Consider the following 16,259-nt stretch of genomic DNA (forward strand, 5'->3'; position numbering starts at 1 on the left):
TGTGTCCCCGGCGGGGGGCCCGCCACGCGCGCGTGGCGGGCCGATACTCCGGCCATGACACCAGCCCCCCGTGCCCGCTCCGCCGCGCGCCGGCGCCGCACGCTCGTCGCCGCGCTCACCGCTCTCCTCGCCCTCGGCGCCACGACCCCGGCGACCGGCGGTACCCCGGGCGAGGGCGACGGCCGCAGGTGCTCCGCCTCCCGTACGCCCGGGCGCGGACCGGCCCGCGAGGTCCTCCGCATCGCCGAACGCGCCGCGGCGGACCTGCACCTCAAGTCCGTGATCCTGCGGGTGACCGTCGACGGCCGCGAGCTCGTGACCGCCGCGCTCGGCGACTCGATGACGGGGGTCCCCGCCGACCCCGCCATGCACTTCCGCAACGGCAACATCGCGATCAGCTACATGGGGGCGGCCCTCCTGCGCCTCGTCGACCAGGGCAGGGTCGACCTCGACGCCCCCGTCGCACGCTGGCTGCCCGACCTGCCGCAGGGCGAGCGGATCACGCTGCGCATGCTCGCCGCCTCGACGACGGGGCTCGCCGACTACGTCCGCCTCCCCGGCTTCCAGAAGGCCGTCGCAGCCGACCCGTTCCGCCAGTGGACGGCGAAGGAAGTGGTCGGGCTCTCCACGCGCGAGAAGCGGTGGTACCGGCCCGGCACCAACTGGAACTACTCGCACGCCAACTTCGTCCTCCTCGGCGCCGCTCTGGAGAAGATCACCGGAACCCGCCTCGACCGGCTGCTCCGCCAGGAGGTCACGGGGCCGCTCGGACTGCGCGAGACCCGCAACGCCTTCACACCGGACATCCCGGCACCCGTCCTGCACGCCTTCACCACCGACCGGGGGACGTACGAGGAGTCCACCTTCTGGAACCCTTCGTGGACCACCGCCCCCGGGGCCGTCCAGACCACCGACATCTGCGACCTGGCCCGCTCGGCCGCCGGGATCGGCTCCGGCGAACTGCTCTCCCCGGCCTCCTACCGCCAGTTCCTCGACCCCGGGACGGTGGGCCTCGGCCACGCCACCCGCGACTGCCCCGCGACCGTCTGCATCGCCCAGACCAGGAAGACCCACTACGGCCTGGGCGTCCTCGTCCTCGGCGACTGGGTCGCCCAGCACCCCCTGTTCTTCGGCTACTCGGCCTCCCAGGCGTACCTCCCCTCCGAGCGCCTGGCCATCGCCGTCTCGACCACGCGGGACCCCGCGGCGGCCGACGGGCACTCCGCGCACCTGATCGCCCAGCGCATCGCCGCCGCCCTCGCCCCCCGGCACCCCATCCCCGACTTCGGCTGAGGCGGGCACCGCTGGGGCTCGGGCACTGACGCGGGCACGGACCCGGCCACGGCCACGCGCGCGGGACGCGCGGAGGCCCGGCGCCACCCAGGGGGATGGGTGACGCCGGGCCGGCTCAATGGTGGTGCCGCCTGTGCGGCGGGGTTCACCTGCCGAGGAAGGCGTTGTGGACGGTGACCGTCGACCGGTTGTCCTGCTTGTCGGTGACGACGGCCTTCAGGGAGAGCGCCTTGCCCTTCTCCGGCGCGCGCAGGGTGATCCTGCCCGCGACGACCGGGACGGGCCGCCAGTTCAGGCCGTCGTACGAGACCTGGACCCGCAGGGTCTTGAGCTGGGCTCCGGCCGCCGCGCCCTGCACGACCACGGGGAAGGTCTGGAGGACGCCCGCCGGGGCGGTGGAGTCCGGGGCGAGCTTCGGCCGGAAGCGGACCGTGGAGACCGGCAGTTCCACCGGGTCGTCGGCGCCGCGGGCCGAGGTGAAGGTCCACGAGGCGTCGACGCGCGTGCCGGTGCGGTTGTGCCTCGGGTCGCGGTGGACCGTCGTCGCCACCGTGTACGTCCCGGACTCGGCCGGCAGCGTGAAGCTCTCCCGGTCGACGGCGCCGTCCTTCCGGGCGTACAGCACGCCGTTGCGGTGGACGGTGGTGGTCGCGCTGGTGTAGCGGGCGTTGCCGTAGTTGCCCGCGCCGTCGCCGACCATGGTGAACGTGCCGTAGAGGTCGTCGCCGGAGCGGACGATCCCCTCGCCCGGCTCCATCCGCGGTCCGACCACACCGACGTTGACGGTCCTGGTGTACGTGGACCCCGGCTTCAGCCGTAGCTCGGCGCCGAGGGAGTACGCCACGTCGATGGGCCGACCGCCGTCGGCGTCCGCCTCGCCCAGGACGAGCGCGTTGACGCTCCAGCCGATCCCGTCGTCCGTGCTCAGGTACAACTTCTGGGTGCCCGGCGCCGGGTGGGAGGGGTAGAAGTCGACGAATCCGCCCGCGTCCGGCAGCGAGCCCTCCGCCGAGAGCGCTCCGGCCATGCCGGGCGCGGACGCCCCGAAACCTATCTTGACCAGGGCGAGGTCCTTGGCCGTGTAGACCTTCTCGTAGCCGGTGGAGAGTTCCCCGACCGTGCCGCCCGCGAGGGTCTGGTACACGCTCGTGCCCTGCTCCCAGCGGGCCGACCACTGCTCGGTGAGGGTGGCGTCCGCTCCCACCGAGCCCTGCCGTGCCGTGCGGACGTTGTCGAAGCTCCGCACGTCGAAGCCCTGGGCGTACCCGGCCTCGGGCGTCGAGACCGTGTAGAACATCCCCACGCGCGTCTGCCGGGCGGCCGCGTCCGGCACCTCGACCGTCACCGGCCGGGTGGTCCGGGCGTCGAGGGTGACGGTGGTGGGTCCGGTCACCGTGAGCCGCGGGTTGTGGATCAGGTCGAGGCCCTTGCGCGCGTCCGCCGGGTCGACCTGCATGTCGGCCTGGAGGTTGTACGTGCCGCGGGGCAGCCGGACCGTCGCGGAACCCGAGGACAGGTCCGGGAGGAACTGCTGTTCCGAGGCGAGGCCCTGGTAGCCGTACAGGTCGGCGCCCCAGACGGCGCCGGGTGCGTCGGGCCGTCCCACCGTCTCGAAGGTGACGTCGTAGGACTCGACCTCGCGGTCCACCGTGGCCGGCGTGCGCACGCTCTGGCCCGCCCCGGTCGCGACGACCGTGGCCGCGTACGAGCCGTCGACCGCGCCGCCGACACGGGTGTCGGCCGTCAGGTCCACCGAGGCGGTGCCGCCCGCCGGGACGGTGATCCGGGGCGCCCCGAGGGTGAAGAACCCGGCGGGCGCGGGCTGGCCGTCGCCGCCGGTGGGGGCTTCGAGCGACAGGTCGAGCGTCACGTCGGCGGTGCCGCCGTTGCGGTAGGTGACCTGCTTGGTGACCGGTGTGTCGTCGTCGTGGGGCCACTGCTGGCGGCCCAGGTGGAGCGGTCCTCCTTCGGAGAGGACCGTCTGGTCGATCGCCCGGTCGACGGAGAGGCGGCCCGCGCCCTGCTCGAAGACCGAGTGCGCGCTCCCCTTGGCCGAGCCGGTCAGGGCCGCCTTGAGCTGCGCCCCCGTCCAGGTGGGGTTCCTCTGCTTGAGGATCGCCGCGGCGCCCGCGACGTGCGGGGTCGCCATCGACGTACCGTCCAGGCCGACGTAGCCCGGCGGGTTCTGGTCCGGGGTGCCGGTCGCGGCGGCGGCCGTGATCCCCACGCCGGGGGCGCTGATGTCGGGCTTGACCGCGTGGTCCTCCTTGCGGGGACCGAGCGCGGAGAAGGGGGCGAGCCGGTCCTCGTCGTCGACGGCGCCGACGGTCAGGGCCGATTCGGCGGTGCCCGGCGAGTTGACGGTGCCCGGGCGGGGATCCCAGAGGTTGCCCGCGGCGACGGCGAACAGGACGCCCTTCTCCGCGGAGACCTTGTTGATGTGGGCTTCCAGCGGGTCGATCCCGGGCCGGTCGGTGCTGCCGAGGCTCATGTTGACGATGTCGGCGCCCTGGGCCACGGCCCAGTCGATCCCGGCGATGGACTCGGAGTCGCTGCCGTATCCGTTGTCGTCGAGGACCTTGGCGCTGATCAGCAGCGCTCCGGGGGCCACACCCTTGAAGCGGCTGTCCTTCGCTCCCGTACCGGCCGCGGTGGAGGCGACGTGCGTGCCGTGCCCGACGCGGTCCACGGTGTCCGCGGAGCGGCTGAAGTTGCGTGCCGCCGCGACCCGTCCGGCCAGGTCCGGGTGGGTGTCGTCGATACCGGTGTCCAGGACCGCGATCTTCACGCCGGTGCCGTCGAGCGAGCGGTTCCAGGCGGCGGGGGCGCCTATCCGGCCGGTGGAGCGGTCGAGCGACGCCTTCCGCACGCCGTCCAGCCAGACCTTCGCGATGCCGGAGGTCCTCGCCGCCGAGCCGTCGGCCCGGGGGCGGGTCAGGGCCTCCCACAGCGCCTCCGTGCCGTCGGCGGCGCTGGTGACGGCGTCGGCGCCGAGGGAGGGCAGGGTCCGGTTGACGGTGGTGCCCTCGGAGGCCCGCACCTCGCCGCGGGCGGACTGGGCCGCCGCTCCCCGGTAGCCGACGATCACCTTGAGCCCGCCCCGGTAGGCCTTGCGGCTCTCCGGCTCGGCGAGTCCGGTGACGTCGAACAGCCGCTGGTCGAGCGTGCCGTCGGCGACGAGCCGCCGGGCGTCGCGCGGCGTCACGTAGGTGCGGCCGTCACGGACCTGGGTGAAGAAGGGGATGTCCTCCCGGCCCTTGGCTCGCTCGATGCCCGCGACCCGGCCCTTGGAGTCCACGAGGACCCGGTCGCCGGTGATCAGGACGACGGTGTGGACGTTCTTGCCCGGCCCGGCGTTCTTGCCCGGCCCGGCGTTCTTGCCGTCGGCCGGTGACGTTGTGGTGAGGCGGCCGTCCCGTGCCGACACCGGGCTGGTCATACCCGCTGTCAGGGCCACGGCGGCAGCGGCGGCGACCGTGACCGCGTACGCCTTGTGTACTGGTGTGCGCAAAACTCCCCCTGCTCAGGAGCGAATCGGGCGGGCGGGGGCCCGGCCCGGACGGGGGCACGTTCAGACATGCGTACGCCCCGGATTCCTGAAGTATGGCGAGGGCGTTCCGGGACACTCAATGATCGTTCTGTGACGGGAATTCGACCGTACGAAGACGGAGCGGTCACCCCGCACGCGTTCAACATCCGGGCATTTTCAACGAGTTCGTCAACCGTGGCGCCCCTGAAAAGTGCGTCGGCGGGACAGTCTCGGAGCACGGCCTTCCCACGGACCCCGCGCAGCCCGCGCGAGCCCGTGTCCGTCGAGGCCGCGCCCGCGCGCACGTCGCGGGACCGTCTCCGTCGGAAGGGTCAGATGCACACCAGCCTCGCAGCACGCGACACGGTCCGCTCCACCGGCCGAGGCCGGTCGGTCCACCTGTTCCCGGGGCAGGGGGACTTCTCCGTCAGCTCGCTGGCGCGCGCGGCGCGCACGGAGGAGCGCGTCTTCTCGGCTGTCCGTCAGGTGTTCCTCGAGATCGACGAGGTCGCGGTGGGTTGCGGTCTTCCGCGACTCGGCCCGTGGCTCCTCGGACCCGAACCGCCCACCGGGCCCGCTCTCGCGAACGCGCCGACGGGCACCGCCCAACTCGCCCTGTTCGGTGCGTCGATGGCCGTCCACCAGGCACTCTGCGGAACCTACGGACCGCCGGCGGTCGTCGTCGGGCTGAGCTTCGGCGAGATCGCCGCACTGACCGCCGCCGGGGCACTCAGCCTCTCCGACGGGGCCCGCGCGGCCTACGACCTCTCCGTCGTGCTCGCCTCGTGCGCCGGTGGACTCACCCTGCTCTCCTGCTCCGAGGTCTCCGCCTGCCGGCTCCTTGAGCGGTCCGGGGCGCGCAACGCGGTCATGGCCGTGGTCAACGACGACCGGTCGGTGGTGCTGTCGGGTCCCGTCCCGGAGCTGGTGCGGGTGGAGAAGGCGGCCGCGGACGCCGGTGTGGCCGCCGTACGCCTGCGCCTGCCGTTCTCCTCCCACCATCCGTCCCTCGGCCCGCAGGCCGAGGCGTTCGCCGCGTCACTGCGCGCCCGCGCCTGGTCCGAGGCCCGCGTCCCCGTCTACTCCGCCGTGGCCGGCCGCCGCTACTGCCCGGACGACGACCTGCCGCGACGACTGGCCGACTGCCTGGTCCGGCCGGCGGTCCTCCCCCACGTCCTGCGCCGGGTGGCCCTCCACCGACCGGCCGTCCTCTTCGAAGCGGGTACCGGGGACGCGCTGGCCTGCAGTGCCCGCAGGGTGCTGGCCGGGTGCACCGACGCGCCCGTCCACGCCCCCCTCGCCGAACCCGACTTCCCGTGGTGAACCCTCCCCCGACCTGGAGAACCAGCGATGTCCCTCGCGTCCCTGCCGACGGCCGCCCGTGAAGAGGTCCGACGTCTCCTCCACGGCCCCTGCGACCCCTCCTTCCTCTCCGCGCTGCACAAGACGCTGTCCGACGACTCCTGGTCCGGCGCGGGAGGAGCGGACCGGCCCGGTGACCGCCTGCTCCGCCGGCTGGGGCTGCTGGGCGAGATGCTCCCGGCGGCGGACCACGTCCTCGACGACCCGGCGCGCCTCTCCACGGCCCACGCCTGGACTGCGGTGACCGACCCCTCCCTCTGCCTCGCGGCGCTCGTCCACCACACGCTCTGCCTCGGATCCATGGTCCGGCTCGCGGACAGGCCCGGCGAGCGGCTGAAGCGGAGGATGGAGGCCCTGCGGACCGGGCGGGCCAAGGGGGTCTACCTGGTCACCGAGGCCGGGCAGGCCAACAGTCACCTCGCGACCCGGACGCGCGCCGAATTCGACCGGGGCACCGGCGAGTTCGTGCTGCACACGCCGGACCCGCAGGCCGCCAAGTTCGGCAGCGCGGGGACCCTGGACGTACCCCAGACCGCGGTGGTGCTCGCGCGTCTGCTCGTCGACGGTGAGGATCACGGGGTCTTCGCGTTCGTGGTCGATCTGACGGGTGACGACGGACTGGCGTCCGGTGTCGAGGTGTCCTCGCCGCTCCGGCTGGGCGCGTTGCCCCTCGACTACGTCCTGGTGCGCTTCCACCACGTCCGGGTGCCGTACGCCGACTGGCTCGCCGACGGCGCGGGCTTCGGGAGCGACGGCGCGTTCCACGACCCGGCCGGGGGCGGCCCGCGACGTCTGCAGCACACCCTGCGCGTGGGGCAGGGGCTGTGGGCGACCATGCCCGCGGTCGCGGCCGCGACCGCACGCCAGTCGGCCGTACAGGCCGTCGGTTACGCGCGACAGCGCCGTACCCAGAGCAGTCTGGCTCCCGGGGCCCCTCTCCTCGCCTACCGTGCGCACCAGCGGGCCGTGCTGGGGGCGTTGGCGGACGCCTTCGCCCTGACGTGCGCCGCCGACGGGGCGCGCGCCGTGTGGTCCGCGTCCCTGGCCGCCGCCTCGGCGCCGGCCGGGGGCGGGGCGGAGCCGATGGGGTTCACCCCGTGGGCGGCCGTCAGCCGTCCGCTGGCCGCCTACAAGGCCGTCGCGGTCCGGCTGGCCGCACGGGTGACGGCCGACTGCCAGAGCCGCTGCGGCTTCTCCGGCCACCTGGACGTGAACCGGCTGGCCGCGTACCACGGCTTCCACCACGCCTTCGACGCCGCCGGCGGGGACAGCCGGCTCATCCTCTACGACATCGGCCGCTCCCTCGCCGAGGAGGCGGCGCCGGCCGGGGCGGTCCCCCGGGCTCCTTCGGTCGGCTCCCCGCACTGGTGGCCCGCGACGGCACGCCGGCACCAGGACGGCCTGACCCGGCACGTGTCGGGACGCCTGCGCTCCGCGGATCCGGGCGACCCGTTCGGCGCGTGGAACCCGCTGCTGGAGGACGCGGGCGTCCTCGGCGAGCTCTACGCGAACGCGCTGGTGGCGGAGGACGTGGCGCGTGTGGTGGACGGGATACGCGATCCCGACCTGGGCCGGGCCCTTCGACCGCTGGCGGCCCTGCACGGCGTCACCGCCGCCCGCCGCTGGTCGGGCTCCCTGCTCGCCCACGGAACGCTGCGGCCGGCGGACGTCCGGGCGCTGACGGACCACGCCGACGAGCTGTGCGACGCCGTCGTGCCCCATCTGCCCCTGCTGAGGGAGGCGTTCGCCCATCCCGAGGACGTCGTGGGCGCCCCCTTGGCCGCCGACGACTACGACGCCGCGCTGGGCGCCACCCTCACCTGGACCCGAGGAGGTGCGCGATGACGGGCGAACGCCGTGTCGGCGTGCTCGGCATGGGCACCCACCTGCCCCCCACCGTACGGACCAACGCCGAGGTCGCCGAGGCCGCCGGCGTGACGGCGCAGTGGATCGGCGAGCGCACCGGAGTGCTCAAGCGTCACGTCGCCGGCCCGCACGAGGCGGCCTCTGACCTGGCGGCGCGGGCGGTCCGCTCGGCGGCCGAAGCGGCCGGGGTCGATGTCGCCGACATCGGCCTGCTGATCTGCGGCACGTCGACCCCCGACGAACTGGGCCCTTCGACCGCCTGCCGGATCCAGACGCTGGTCGGCGCCTCCCGCGCGGTCGCCCTCGACGTCAGCGCCGCCTGCTCCGGCTGGCTGTTCGCCGCCAAGGTGGCGCACGACTGGCTGCGGGGCACCGGCGAGATCCGTTACGCGGCGGTGGTGGGCGTCGAGGTCTACTCGAAGTTCCTCGACCCGGCGGACCGGGGCACCGCCGTCCTGTTCGCCGACGGGGCCGCCGCGGCCGTCCTGGGGCCGGTGCCCTCCTCACAGGGCTTCACGCACTTCAGCCTCGGCTCCGACGGGACCCTCGCCGACCGCGTCCTGATCCCCGCCGGGGGCAGTCGGTTCCCGGCCAGTCCGGCCACGCTCGCCGACCGCGCCCACTGCATCCGCATGGACGGCCGCACCATCGGCCGGTTCATCACGGACGTCTTCCCCCGGCTGATCACCGACGCCCTCGATCGCGGCGGGCTCGGCATCGAGGACGTGGCCTGCGTCGTCGCCCACCAGCCCAACCCCGTCCTGCTCAGACGCGTCGGAGCCGGCCTCGGCATCCCCTCCGACCGGCTGGTGGTCGTCGGCGACGAGGTCGGCAACATCGGTGCGGCCAGCACGCCGTACGCGCTGGCCCGCGCCGCGGCCCGCGGCCTGCTGCGGACGGGCGACCGCGTCCTGCTGGCCGTGTTCGGCGCCGGCATGACCTGGGGCAGCGCCCTCCTCACCTGGAGCGGGGCAGCCACCGTCCCCGCCCTGACGGCCACCTCGCCCGCACCCGACGCGACCGGCACCCCGCACGCCCGCCCGCCCGCATCCGAAGGAGCCCCTCGATGAACGTCATGAACCTCTTCCGCCTGGACGGCGCCCGCGCGCTGGTGACGGGCGCGTCCCGCGGCATCGGAAGGGCCGTCGCCGAGGCCCTGGCCGACGCGGGCTGCGACGTGGCGGTGACCGCCCGGACGCGGTCCGCGCTGGACGACACCGTACGGGCGGTGGAGGACCGGGGCCGCAAGGCGGTGGCCCTCACCGGCGACCTCGCCGAGCCGGGCGTCCCGGCGGACCTGGTGGACGCGGCGGCCGCCGCATGGGGCGGCCTGGACATCGTCGTCCACAACGCCGGCACGCTCCCCACCGCGGACGACGGCAGCCCCCTGCTGGCGCCGCTGCAGCACGCCCGGCAGCAGGACTGGGACACGGTCGTGACCGTCAACCTCAACGCCACCGCCGCGTTGTGCCGGGCCGCCCACCCGCACCTGGCGGGCTCGGACCGCGCCAGCCTGGTCCTGATGTCCTCGGTCGCCGGGCTCGTCGGCACGCCGATGATGGAGGCGTACGCGGCCACCAAGGCCGCACAGCTCTCCCTCGCCCGCAGCCTCGCGGTCGGCTGGGCGCGTCAGGGCATCCGCGTCAACGCCCTGTGCCCCGGGTGGACCCGGACCGACATGACGGCGTTCGCCAGCGGTGCGGGGCCCCTCTCCGACTGGCTGACCAGCCATGTTCCGCTCGGCCGGTGGGCCACCGTGGACGAGGTGGTCGGAGGAGCCGTCTTCCTCGCCTCCCCCGCCTCGTCGTTCGTGACCGGGCACGCGCTCGTCATCGACGGCGGCCTCGCCGTACCCGACGGCGGCCTGGCCGGGTACCCCAAGCCCCCGTCCCCCTTCGCCGCGGCGTGAGCGCCGACGAGGCGGCCGACACGACCCGGGCCGCACCCACCGCCGTCATCACCGGCATCGGAGCCTGCCTTCCGCCGCGCGTCGTCGACAACGACTCGGTCATCGCGCGCGGAAGCCTGCGCACGGACGACGCGTGGATCCGCGACCGCACCGGCATCGTGCGCCGGCGGCACGCGGATCCGGGCACCAGCACCGGCGATCTCGCCGTCGGAGCGGGACGGGCCGCCCTCCTCTCGGCAGGCGGCCCCCGTCCCGAGGCGCTCCTGCTGGCCACCAGCACACCCGACCATCCCTGCCCCGCCACCGCTCCCGCGGTCGCCCACCGGCTCGGCCTGGGCACGATCCCCGCCTTCGACGTCTCGGCCGTCTGCTCCGGCTTCCTCTACGCCCTGGCCGCGGCCACCGCCCTCGTCCGCGGCGGCATGTGCTCCACCGTGCTGGTGATCGCCGCGGAGACGTACACGAGCATCGTCGACCCCGCGGACCGGGAGACCGCACCGATCTTCGGCGACGGTGCCGGAGCCGTGCTGCTGGCTCCCGGCACCCCGCGCGATCCCGGAGCCGTCACGGCCTTCGACCTCGGAGCCGACGGAAGCGGCAGCCATCTCATCACCGTCCCGTACGGCGGGTCCCGGCACCCGCACCACCTGCCGCCTCCCGAACCGGACGCCCGGTACTTCCACATGCAGGGCCGCGCGGTCTACGCCCACGCGGTCCGACGGATGACGCGGTCGGCGAGCGCCGTCCTCGGCCGGGCCGGCTGGGCGCCGGACAGCGTACGGGCGTTCGTCGGCCACCAGGCCAACCAGCGGATCCTGGACTCCGTCGGCGACCGTCTGGGCATCGCGCCCGCCCACCGGTACGGCAACATCGGCGAACTCGGCAACACCGCGGCCGCCTCCATCCCCCTGGTCCTGGCCGATCCCGCCGTGCACCGGGCCGTCGCCCCCGGCTCCCGGTCCCTGCTCACCGCCTTCGGCGGAGGACTCACCTGGGCCTCCGCCACGCTGAACTGGCCCGCCGCCGTGCCCCGGTCGGAGGGACCGCCCGCCGGCCCGGACACCACACCCCTCTGCACGTCCGACCTCTCAAGGAGCCATTCGTGGACCGCGTCTACCGCCACCTCGTGACCCTGCTGGTCGACAAGTTCGAGGTCGACCGCGACCTCATCGCGCCCGGCGCCACCCTCGGCGAACTGGACCTGGACTCCCTCGCCGTGGTGGAGCTGTACGTCACCCTGCAGGAGGAGTGGGACATCGCTCTCGACGACTCCACCGCGAGTGCCGACCTCACCGTCGACGAGGTGGCCGGTTCGGTGGCCTCTCTGCTCGACGATCCGGCGTCCGGACGCGAGGCGGCGCGGTGAGCGACACGATCGCCGTCACCGGCATCGGCCTCGTGACACCCGCCGGCGTCGGAGCGGACGTGACCTGGGAGGGTGTGCGCGCCGGCGGACCCACCGCCCGGACCGACCCCTCCCTGAACGTCGGCCCGGTCACCATGTCCTGCCGCGTGCCGCCCCTGGAGCCCGGCCCGGGACGTCTCTGGCGCTTCGACCCCGGCACGCGCTTCCTGCTCACCGCCGCTCGGGAGGCCCTCGCCACGGCCCGGCTGGATCCCGCCGATTGGGACGCGGCGCGCGTGGCCGTCGTCGTCGGCACCGCGGCGGGCGGCGTGGGGACGCTCGAAACCCAGCACCGCAAACTCCTCTCCGGCGGATACGGGGCCGTCTCCCCCATGACCCTGCCCGCCTACCTCCCGAACATGGCCGCCGGTCACCTGGCCCTCGAACTCGGCGTCACCGGTCCCGCCCTGCAGACGTCCACCGCCTGCGCGTCGGGGGCCACCGCCCTCATCACCGCCGGTCTGCTGCTGGAGACCGGCGCCTGCGACATCGCCCTCGCCGGCGGCACCGACGCCATGGTCACCCCCCTGTGCGCCGCGGCCTTCGCCAGGATGGGCGCGCTGTCCCTCAGGAACGAGGATCCGGGAAGCGCGTCGCGCCCCTTCGACGGGGACCGCGACGGGTTCGTCCTCGGGGAGGGGTGCGGGATGCTCGTCCTGGAGCGCGGCCGGCACGCCGCCGCCCGCGCGGCCCGTCCGCTGGCCCTGCTCGTCGGCCACGGCACCACCAGCGACGCCCACCACCCGACGGCACCGCACCCCGACGGGGCCGGCCTCAGGGCCGCGACCGTGGCGGCCCTGGGAAAGGCGGGAGCCGGGCGGGACGAGGTGGACCACGTCAACGCCCACGGCACCAGCACGCCCCTCAACGACCGTGTGGAGGCCACCGTCATCCGGGACTTCTATCCCGGCCGCCCGCCGTCGGTCACGGCCGCCAAGGGAGCGCTGGGCCACACCATGGGGGCGGCGGGGGCCATCGAGGCCGCCCTCACCGTACTGACCGTGGCCCACGGCCTCGTACCGCCCACGGCCGGCTTCACCACCCCGGACGACGCCACCGCGGGCATCGACATCGTGACCACCCGGTGCCGTCCGCAGAACGTCCGGCTGGCCCTCAGTCACTCCCTGGGATTCGGCGGGCACAACACCGTCCTGGCCTTCGCGGCGCCCTGACCGGGGACTCCTGACCCGTCGACGACACCGAACGGCTGATCACGGTGAGCGGCCCGAGCCCCGTCAGCGCCTGCTCCACGGCGGCGGCGAGGCGGGCGGGGGCGGTGCGGGCCGGGACGAGGGCGACGGTCGTGGCCGACTCGACGAGACCGGGGCCGACCTGGTCGAGGCGGTCGACGATCCGCGTGCGGTGGGCGGGAGAGCAGGCCCGGGCCAGACGAGCGCTGTCGGCGTCGGCGGGCTCCCCCAGGACGAGCGCCACGTCGGCGCCCGTACTGGCGACGGAGGCCGACGCCGTGCGGTCCGAGGCGCGGAGGCAGAGGGCGTCGAAGTGATGGCCGCGCAGGAGCGGGAAGCGCTCCCGCAAGGCGGCGAGTACGGGCATGGCCTCCTCGGCGGGAAGTCCCGGCTGGACGACGAAGGAGATCCGCTCCGGGCGGGGCACGTCGAGCGCGGCGGCCTCGACCGCGCTGCGGACCACGACCGTGCGGCCGGGACCCTCGGCCCCGAGGGCGGCGACGGAGGCCTGCGATTCCCCGACCAGGACGACGGTGTCGCCGCGCTCCGCGTAGGTACGCGCGTCCGCCAGGGACATGGCCGCGGCGGGGCACGGCGTGGGGCGTCCGGGGGGCGTCGGGAGTACGGGCCGGCCGCCCCGCGCCTGCGGGGGCAGGTCGACCCCCGTGCCCGCAGGAGGGGGTGACTCCAGGCAGAGGCACGGGAGACCGATGTCGGCCGTGACCAGGCGTCGTGAGCGCAGGGCACGGGCCCACCGCGCCACCGCGTCCGACGCGAGGCCGGCCTCGTTCGGGTGCGCACCGACCGCGAAACCCACGGCCCGGCCGGCACGGTCCAGGTAGGAGGCCGTGTAGACCGTCGCCCGTTCGTGCCCCGGAGCGTCCTCGACCGGGAGGGGACCGCGGCGGACCCTTCCGCCCAGGCGGCGCAGGTCGGCGGCGATCGCGTCCCCCGCGGGGCAGGTGATCCGTCCGCGCCCCGGCATCGTGAAGTCACGGGCCACGACGATCTCGCCCGGGCGGACGACCGACGAGGGGAACGTGCGGAGTTGGAGAGAGCGGTTCATGTGCGGGCTTTCGCTTGCTCCTCTTGCCGCCTCGCGTCGAGCTGTCACGGCAAGGCTATGACGTCTCGTTACGTGACAGGAAATACGAAATAAGACGTTCTCCCCTCTCCTTGTCCTGTTTCCGTCGACACGGCCACATTCGAAACAACATCAGCCCTTCGTCCACATGTCTGATGAATGACGGGCCCCGCTGAAAAGGGAGTTCACGTGTCCGGTCGCGACCTCCGGCGTCCCCCACCTCGGGGGAAGCCGCCTGGCATATGCCCCTGGCGTCCCGCAGGTTGAATGCGCCCGGGGAGCTCGCGAATGCGCGCTTGTCTGTACACAGAGGCGTACCGCAGCCTGACCGCAGGAGACCCGGGGCGCCGTCGCGACCCCGTTCGAGGAGGTGCGAGTGTCCTCATACCGGCGCCCCAACCAGGCGCTGCGCGGTTTGCTGGGCGAGGCGGGCATGAGCGCGGCGGAACTGGCCGCGCGGGTCAACGCGATCGCGGCGGAGAGCGGCCTCGTCCTCGGCTACGACAGGTCCACCGTGGCCCACTGGCTGTCGGGCACACGGCCCCGCGGCGACGCCACCGCCCTGGTCGTCGAAGCGCTGTCCCGGAAGCTCGGGCGCCCGGTGACCCCGGCGGACGCCGGCTTCCTCCCCGCGCAACGAGGCCGGAAGGACGCGGCGCACGAAGGCCGGAACCCCTTCGGCGAGGGCCGGGACGAGGACCGGGACGAGGACGCGGCGCCGGGCCTCGGCCCGTCGGCCACCTGGCCCACCGGGCACACCCCCGACCGCGAGAGAACCGAACGGGGCGCTCCGTTCCGACTCGCCGCGCTGCGCCTGCCTCCGTACGAGCAGATCGCGACCGGCCCGCTCCCCCCGCGCGGGAAGCCGGAGGGCACGCGCCTCCTGGCCTCGGAAGTGCAGGGCATCGAGGCCATGGCCCGCGTCTTCCACCACGTGGACATCACCTTCGGCGGAGGGCAGGGCCGGCGGGCCCTCGTCGCCTACCTCGCCTCCGACGTACGCCCCAGACTGCACCGGCCCGCCGCTCCGGCGGTACGGCGGCGCCTGCTGGCCGCCACCGGCGAACTCGCCTACCTCTGCGGGTTCATGCACTTCGACGACGACCTGCAGGGGCTCGCCCAGAGGTACTACCTCGTCGCGCTCCGCCTCGCAGCCGAGAACGGGGCCCCGTCCGACTACGCGGTGGCGCTGCGGGCCCTCTCCGTCCAGGCCGACGCCCTGGGACACCGGCGCGAGGCGGTGCACCTCGCGGAGAGCGCGGCCGCCTGCCTGACGGGACCGCGGCTCCGTCGCGCGTTCGTGTACGGGCAACTCGCCGTCGCCCACGCGGGCGAGGGAGCACGGCACGAGGCGCTGCGGGCCCTGGCCCACGCCGAGACCATGATGGAACGGGAGGCCAGCCCCCAGGACACCGCGGTCGGCGCGTACCACCAGGCTTCCCTCCTGTACCAGCAGGCGGTCGTCCGCCTGCGCCTCGGTGACGAACGCGGCGCGGCGGCCGCGCTCTCCGCGTCGGTCCGGCACCGGCCCGCGGACGAGCGGCGGGCACGAGCCCTGGTCCTCGCCGACCTCGCCCGCCTGCACCTGCGCGCGCGCCGGCTCACCGAGGCCCTGGAAGCCTGGCACCGCTTCCTCGACGACCGTTCCGCCCTGTCCAGCAGCCGGGTGGACAGAGCCTTCGCCGACATGCGCGGCCGCCTCCGCCCGTACAGCCGCCACCCCGCGGCCCGCGCCCTGCTGGACCGCGCGGCCCGCACCTCACGCGTACGCGAGCCGCTCTGACCCCCCACGCCCTCGGGCCGGGGCGGCACCCCTCGGTCGAACCGCGGCAGTGGCGGGCGCCGCGGTGACGGCGCCCGCCACTGGTCTCGCTGCGGTACGGATCAGCAGGTCACGACGGCCGAGACGGTGGCGGCCGACGGCGGCCAGCCCCACTGGTCCACCGAGAAGCCGGCGTTGACCGTCGCGCCGCAGGGCGCCGTGGTGGTGATGCCGCCGACGGTGGTGCCACCGGGCGGCACGAGGACGGTCGGGGCGACGGGGGCGATCGGCGCGCCGCCGACAACGTTGCCAGAGATCTGGAAGGTGACCAGCTGGGCCTGCCAGGTCGGGTCGGTGTTCGTGGCCACCCCGTACAGGTAGACCTGGTTCCCGGTCACCCGGACGCAGGCCCGGGTGAGCAGGATCCCGGGCGCACCCGGGTTGCCGCAGGTGACGACGGCGCCCACCGGCCCGGTGGGCGCGGCGCTGGCGGGCGCGGCGGTGGCCAGGCCGGCCAGGGCTGCGGTGACTGCCAGAACGGCGGCAGAACGCTTCACGGAAGTGCCTCTCTCACGTGCGATGCCCGCACCGGACGGCGCGAGAGCAATGTGAAATGTCACATTGCTTGGTTCGAAGTATGGCAGCCCCGCCCGAGGCCCCCGTTCCCCATGACGCGTCTGCGCCCATCTCTTGCCGATATCAGCCGACAAATGTCCGAAACGATCCGTCATGACCGGGACGAGGCATCGCACTCGGCGCCGGTCCGGTCGGCGAAGGACCACTCACACGTCTGTGGGAGCACCTCGACGGTGCTCCCACAGACCGGAACGAACTACTGGCGAACCAATGCCGGGCCAAC

The 16,259-nt window shown here is 74.5% G+C and carries 12 protein-coding genes; 9 read left to right on the plus strand and 3 right to left on the minus strand.

Going from position 1 to position 16,259, the window contains the following annotated elements; genetic code table 11:
* The first annotated feature begins 54 nt into the window (after positions 1-54).
* A complete protein-coding gene (locus AB0G79_RS25985; protein ID WP_360810424.1) occupies positions 55-1,293 on the plus strand; it encodes a serine hydrolase domain-containing protein in 1,239 nt (412 codons plus the stop codon).
* Positions 1,294-1,438: 145 nt separating this feature from the next.
* On the opposite strand, the gene AB0G79_RS25990 is transcribed toward AB0G79_RS25985, so the two are convergent.
* Positions 1,439-4,732 carry a S8 family serine peptidase gene (locus AB0G79_RS25990; RefSeq protein ID WP_360810584.1) on the minus strand — a complete coding sequence of 1,098 codons (3,294 nt, stop codon included), beginning with the start codon at positions 4,730-4,732 and terminating at the stop codon, positions 1,439-1,441.
* 426 nt (positions 4,733-5,158) lie between these two features.
* On the opposite strand from AB0G79_RS25990, the gene AB0G79_RS25995 reads away from it, so the two are divergent.
* Genes AB0G79_RS25995 through AB0G79_RS26025 form a run of 7 tightly spaced genes read left to right on the plus strand, consistent with a single transcriptional unit; the run spans position 5,159 to position 12,536 of the window.
* Positions 5,159-6,145, plus strand: a complete 987-nt coding sequence (locus AB0G79_RS25995; protein ID WP_360810426.1) for an acyltransferase domain-containing protein — start codon at positions 5,159-5,161, stop codon at positions 6,143-6,145.
* Between the two features lie 27 nt (positions 6,146-6,172).
* Positions 6,173-8,029: an acyl-CoA dehydrogenase gene (locus AB0G79_RS26000; protein WP_360810428.1), complete on the plus strand. Its 1,857-nt coding sequence runs from the start codon at positions 6,173-6,175 to the stop codon at positions 8,027-8,029.
* Complete coding sequence (locus AB0G79_RS26005) at positions 8,026-9,120, plus strand: ketoacyl-ACP synthase III (protein WP_360810430.1); 1,095 nt, start codon at positions 8,026-8,028, stop codon at positions 9,118-9,120. The genes AB0G79_RS26000 and AB0G79_RS26005 overlap by 4 nt, the downstream gene beginning before the upstream one ends.
* Complete coding sequence (locus tag AB0G79_RS26010; RefSeq protein ID WP_360810432.1) at positions 9,117-9,959, plus strand: SDR family oxidoreductase; 843 nt, start codon at positions 9,117-9,119, stop codon at positions 9,957-9,959. Before AB0G79_RS26005 ends, AB0G79_RS26010 begins: the two co-directional genes overlap by 4 nt.
* Positions 9,956-11,089 carry a beta-ketoacyl-ACP synthase 3 gene (locus AB0G79_RS26015; RefSeq protein WP_360810434.1) on the plus strand — a complete coding sequence of 378 codons (1,134 nt, stop codon included), beginning with the start codon at positions 9,956-9,958 and terminating at the stop codon, positions 11,087-11,089. The genes AB0G79_RS26010 and AB0G79_RS26015 overlap by 4 nt, the downstream gene beginning before the upstream one ends.
* Positions 11,062-11,325: a phosphopantetheine-binding protein gene (locus AB0G79_RS26020; RefSeq protein WP_360810436.1), complete on the plus strand. Its 264-nt coding sequence runs from the start codon at positions 11,062-11,064 to the stop codon at positions 11,323-11,325. Before AB0G79_RS26015 ends, AB0G79_RS26020 begins: the two co-directional genes overlap by 28 nt.
* Positions 11,322-12,536, plus strand: coding sequence for a beta-ketoacyl-[acyl-carrier-protein] synthase family protein (locus AB0G79_RS26025; protein WP_360810438.1), 1,215 nt, complete (start codon positions 11,322-11,324; stop codon positions 12,534-12,536). Before AB0G79_RS26020 ends, AB0G79_RS26025 begins: the two co-directional genes overlap by 4 nt.
* On the opposite strand, the gene AB0G79_RS26030 is transcribed toward AB0G79_RS26025, so the two are convergent.
* A complete protein-coding gene (locus tag AB0G79_RS26030; RefSeq protein WP_360810440.1) occupies positions 12,478-13,620 on the minus strand; it encodes a hypothetical protein in 1,143 nt (380 codons plus the stop codon). The genes AB0G79_RS26025 and AB0G79_RS26030 overlap by 59 nt on opposite strands.
* Before the next feature lie 394 nt (positions 13,621-14,014).
* On the opposite strand from AB0G79_RS26030, the gene AB0G79_RS26035 reads away from it, so the two are divergent.
* Positions 14,015-15,421, plus strand: a complete 1,407-nt coding sequence (locus AB0G79_RS26035; RefSeq protein ID WP_360810442.1) for a hypothetical protein — start codon at positions 14,015-14,017, stop codon at positions 15,419-15,421.
* Between the two features lie 101 nt (positions 15,422-15,522).
* On the opposite strand, the gene AB0G79_RS26040 is transcribed toward AB0G79_RS26035, so the two are convergent.
* Complete coding sequence (locus AB0G79_RS26040; protein WP_360810444.1) at positions 15,523-15,957, minus strand: hypothetical protein; 435 nt, start codon at positions 15,955-15,957, stop codon at positions 15,523-15,525.
* Between the last annotated feature and the right edge of the window lie 302 nt (positions 15,958-16,259).

This window comes from Streptomyces sp. NPDC020807, assembly GCF_040641575.1.
Lineage (GTDB): Bacteria > Actinomycetota > Actinomycetes > Streptomycetales > Streptomycetaceae > Streptomyces.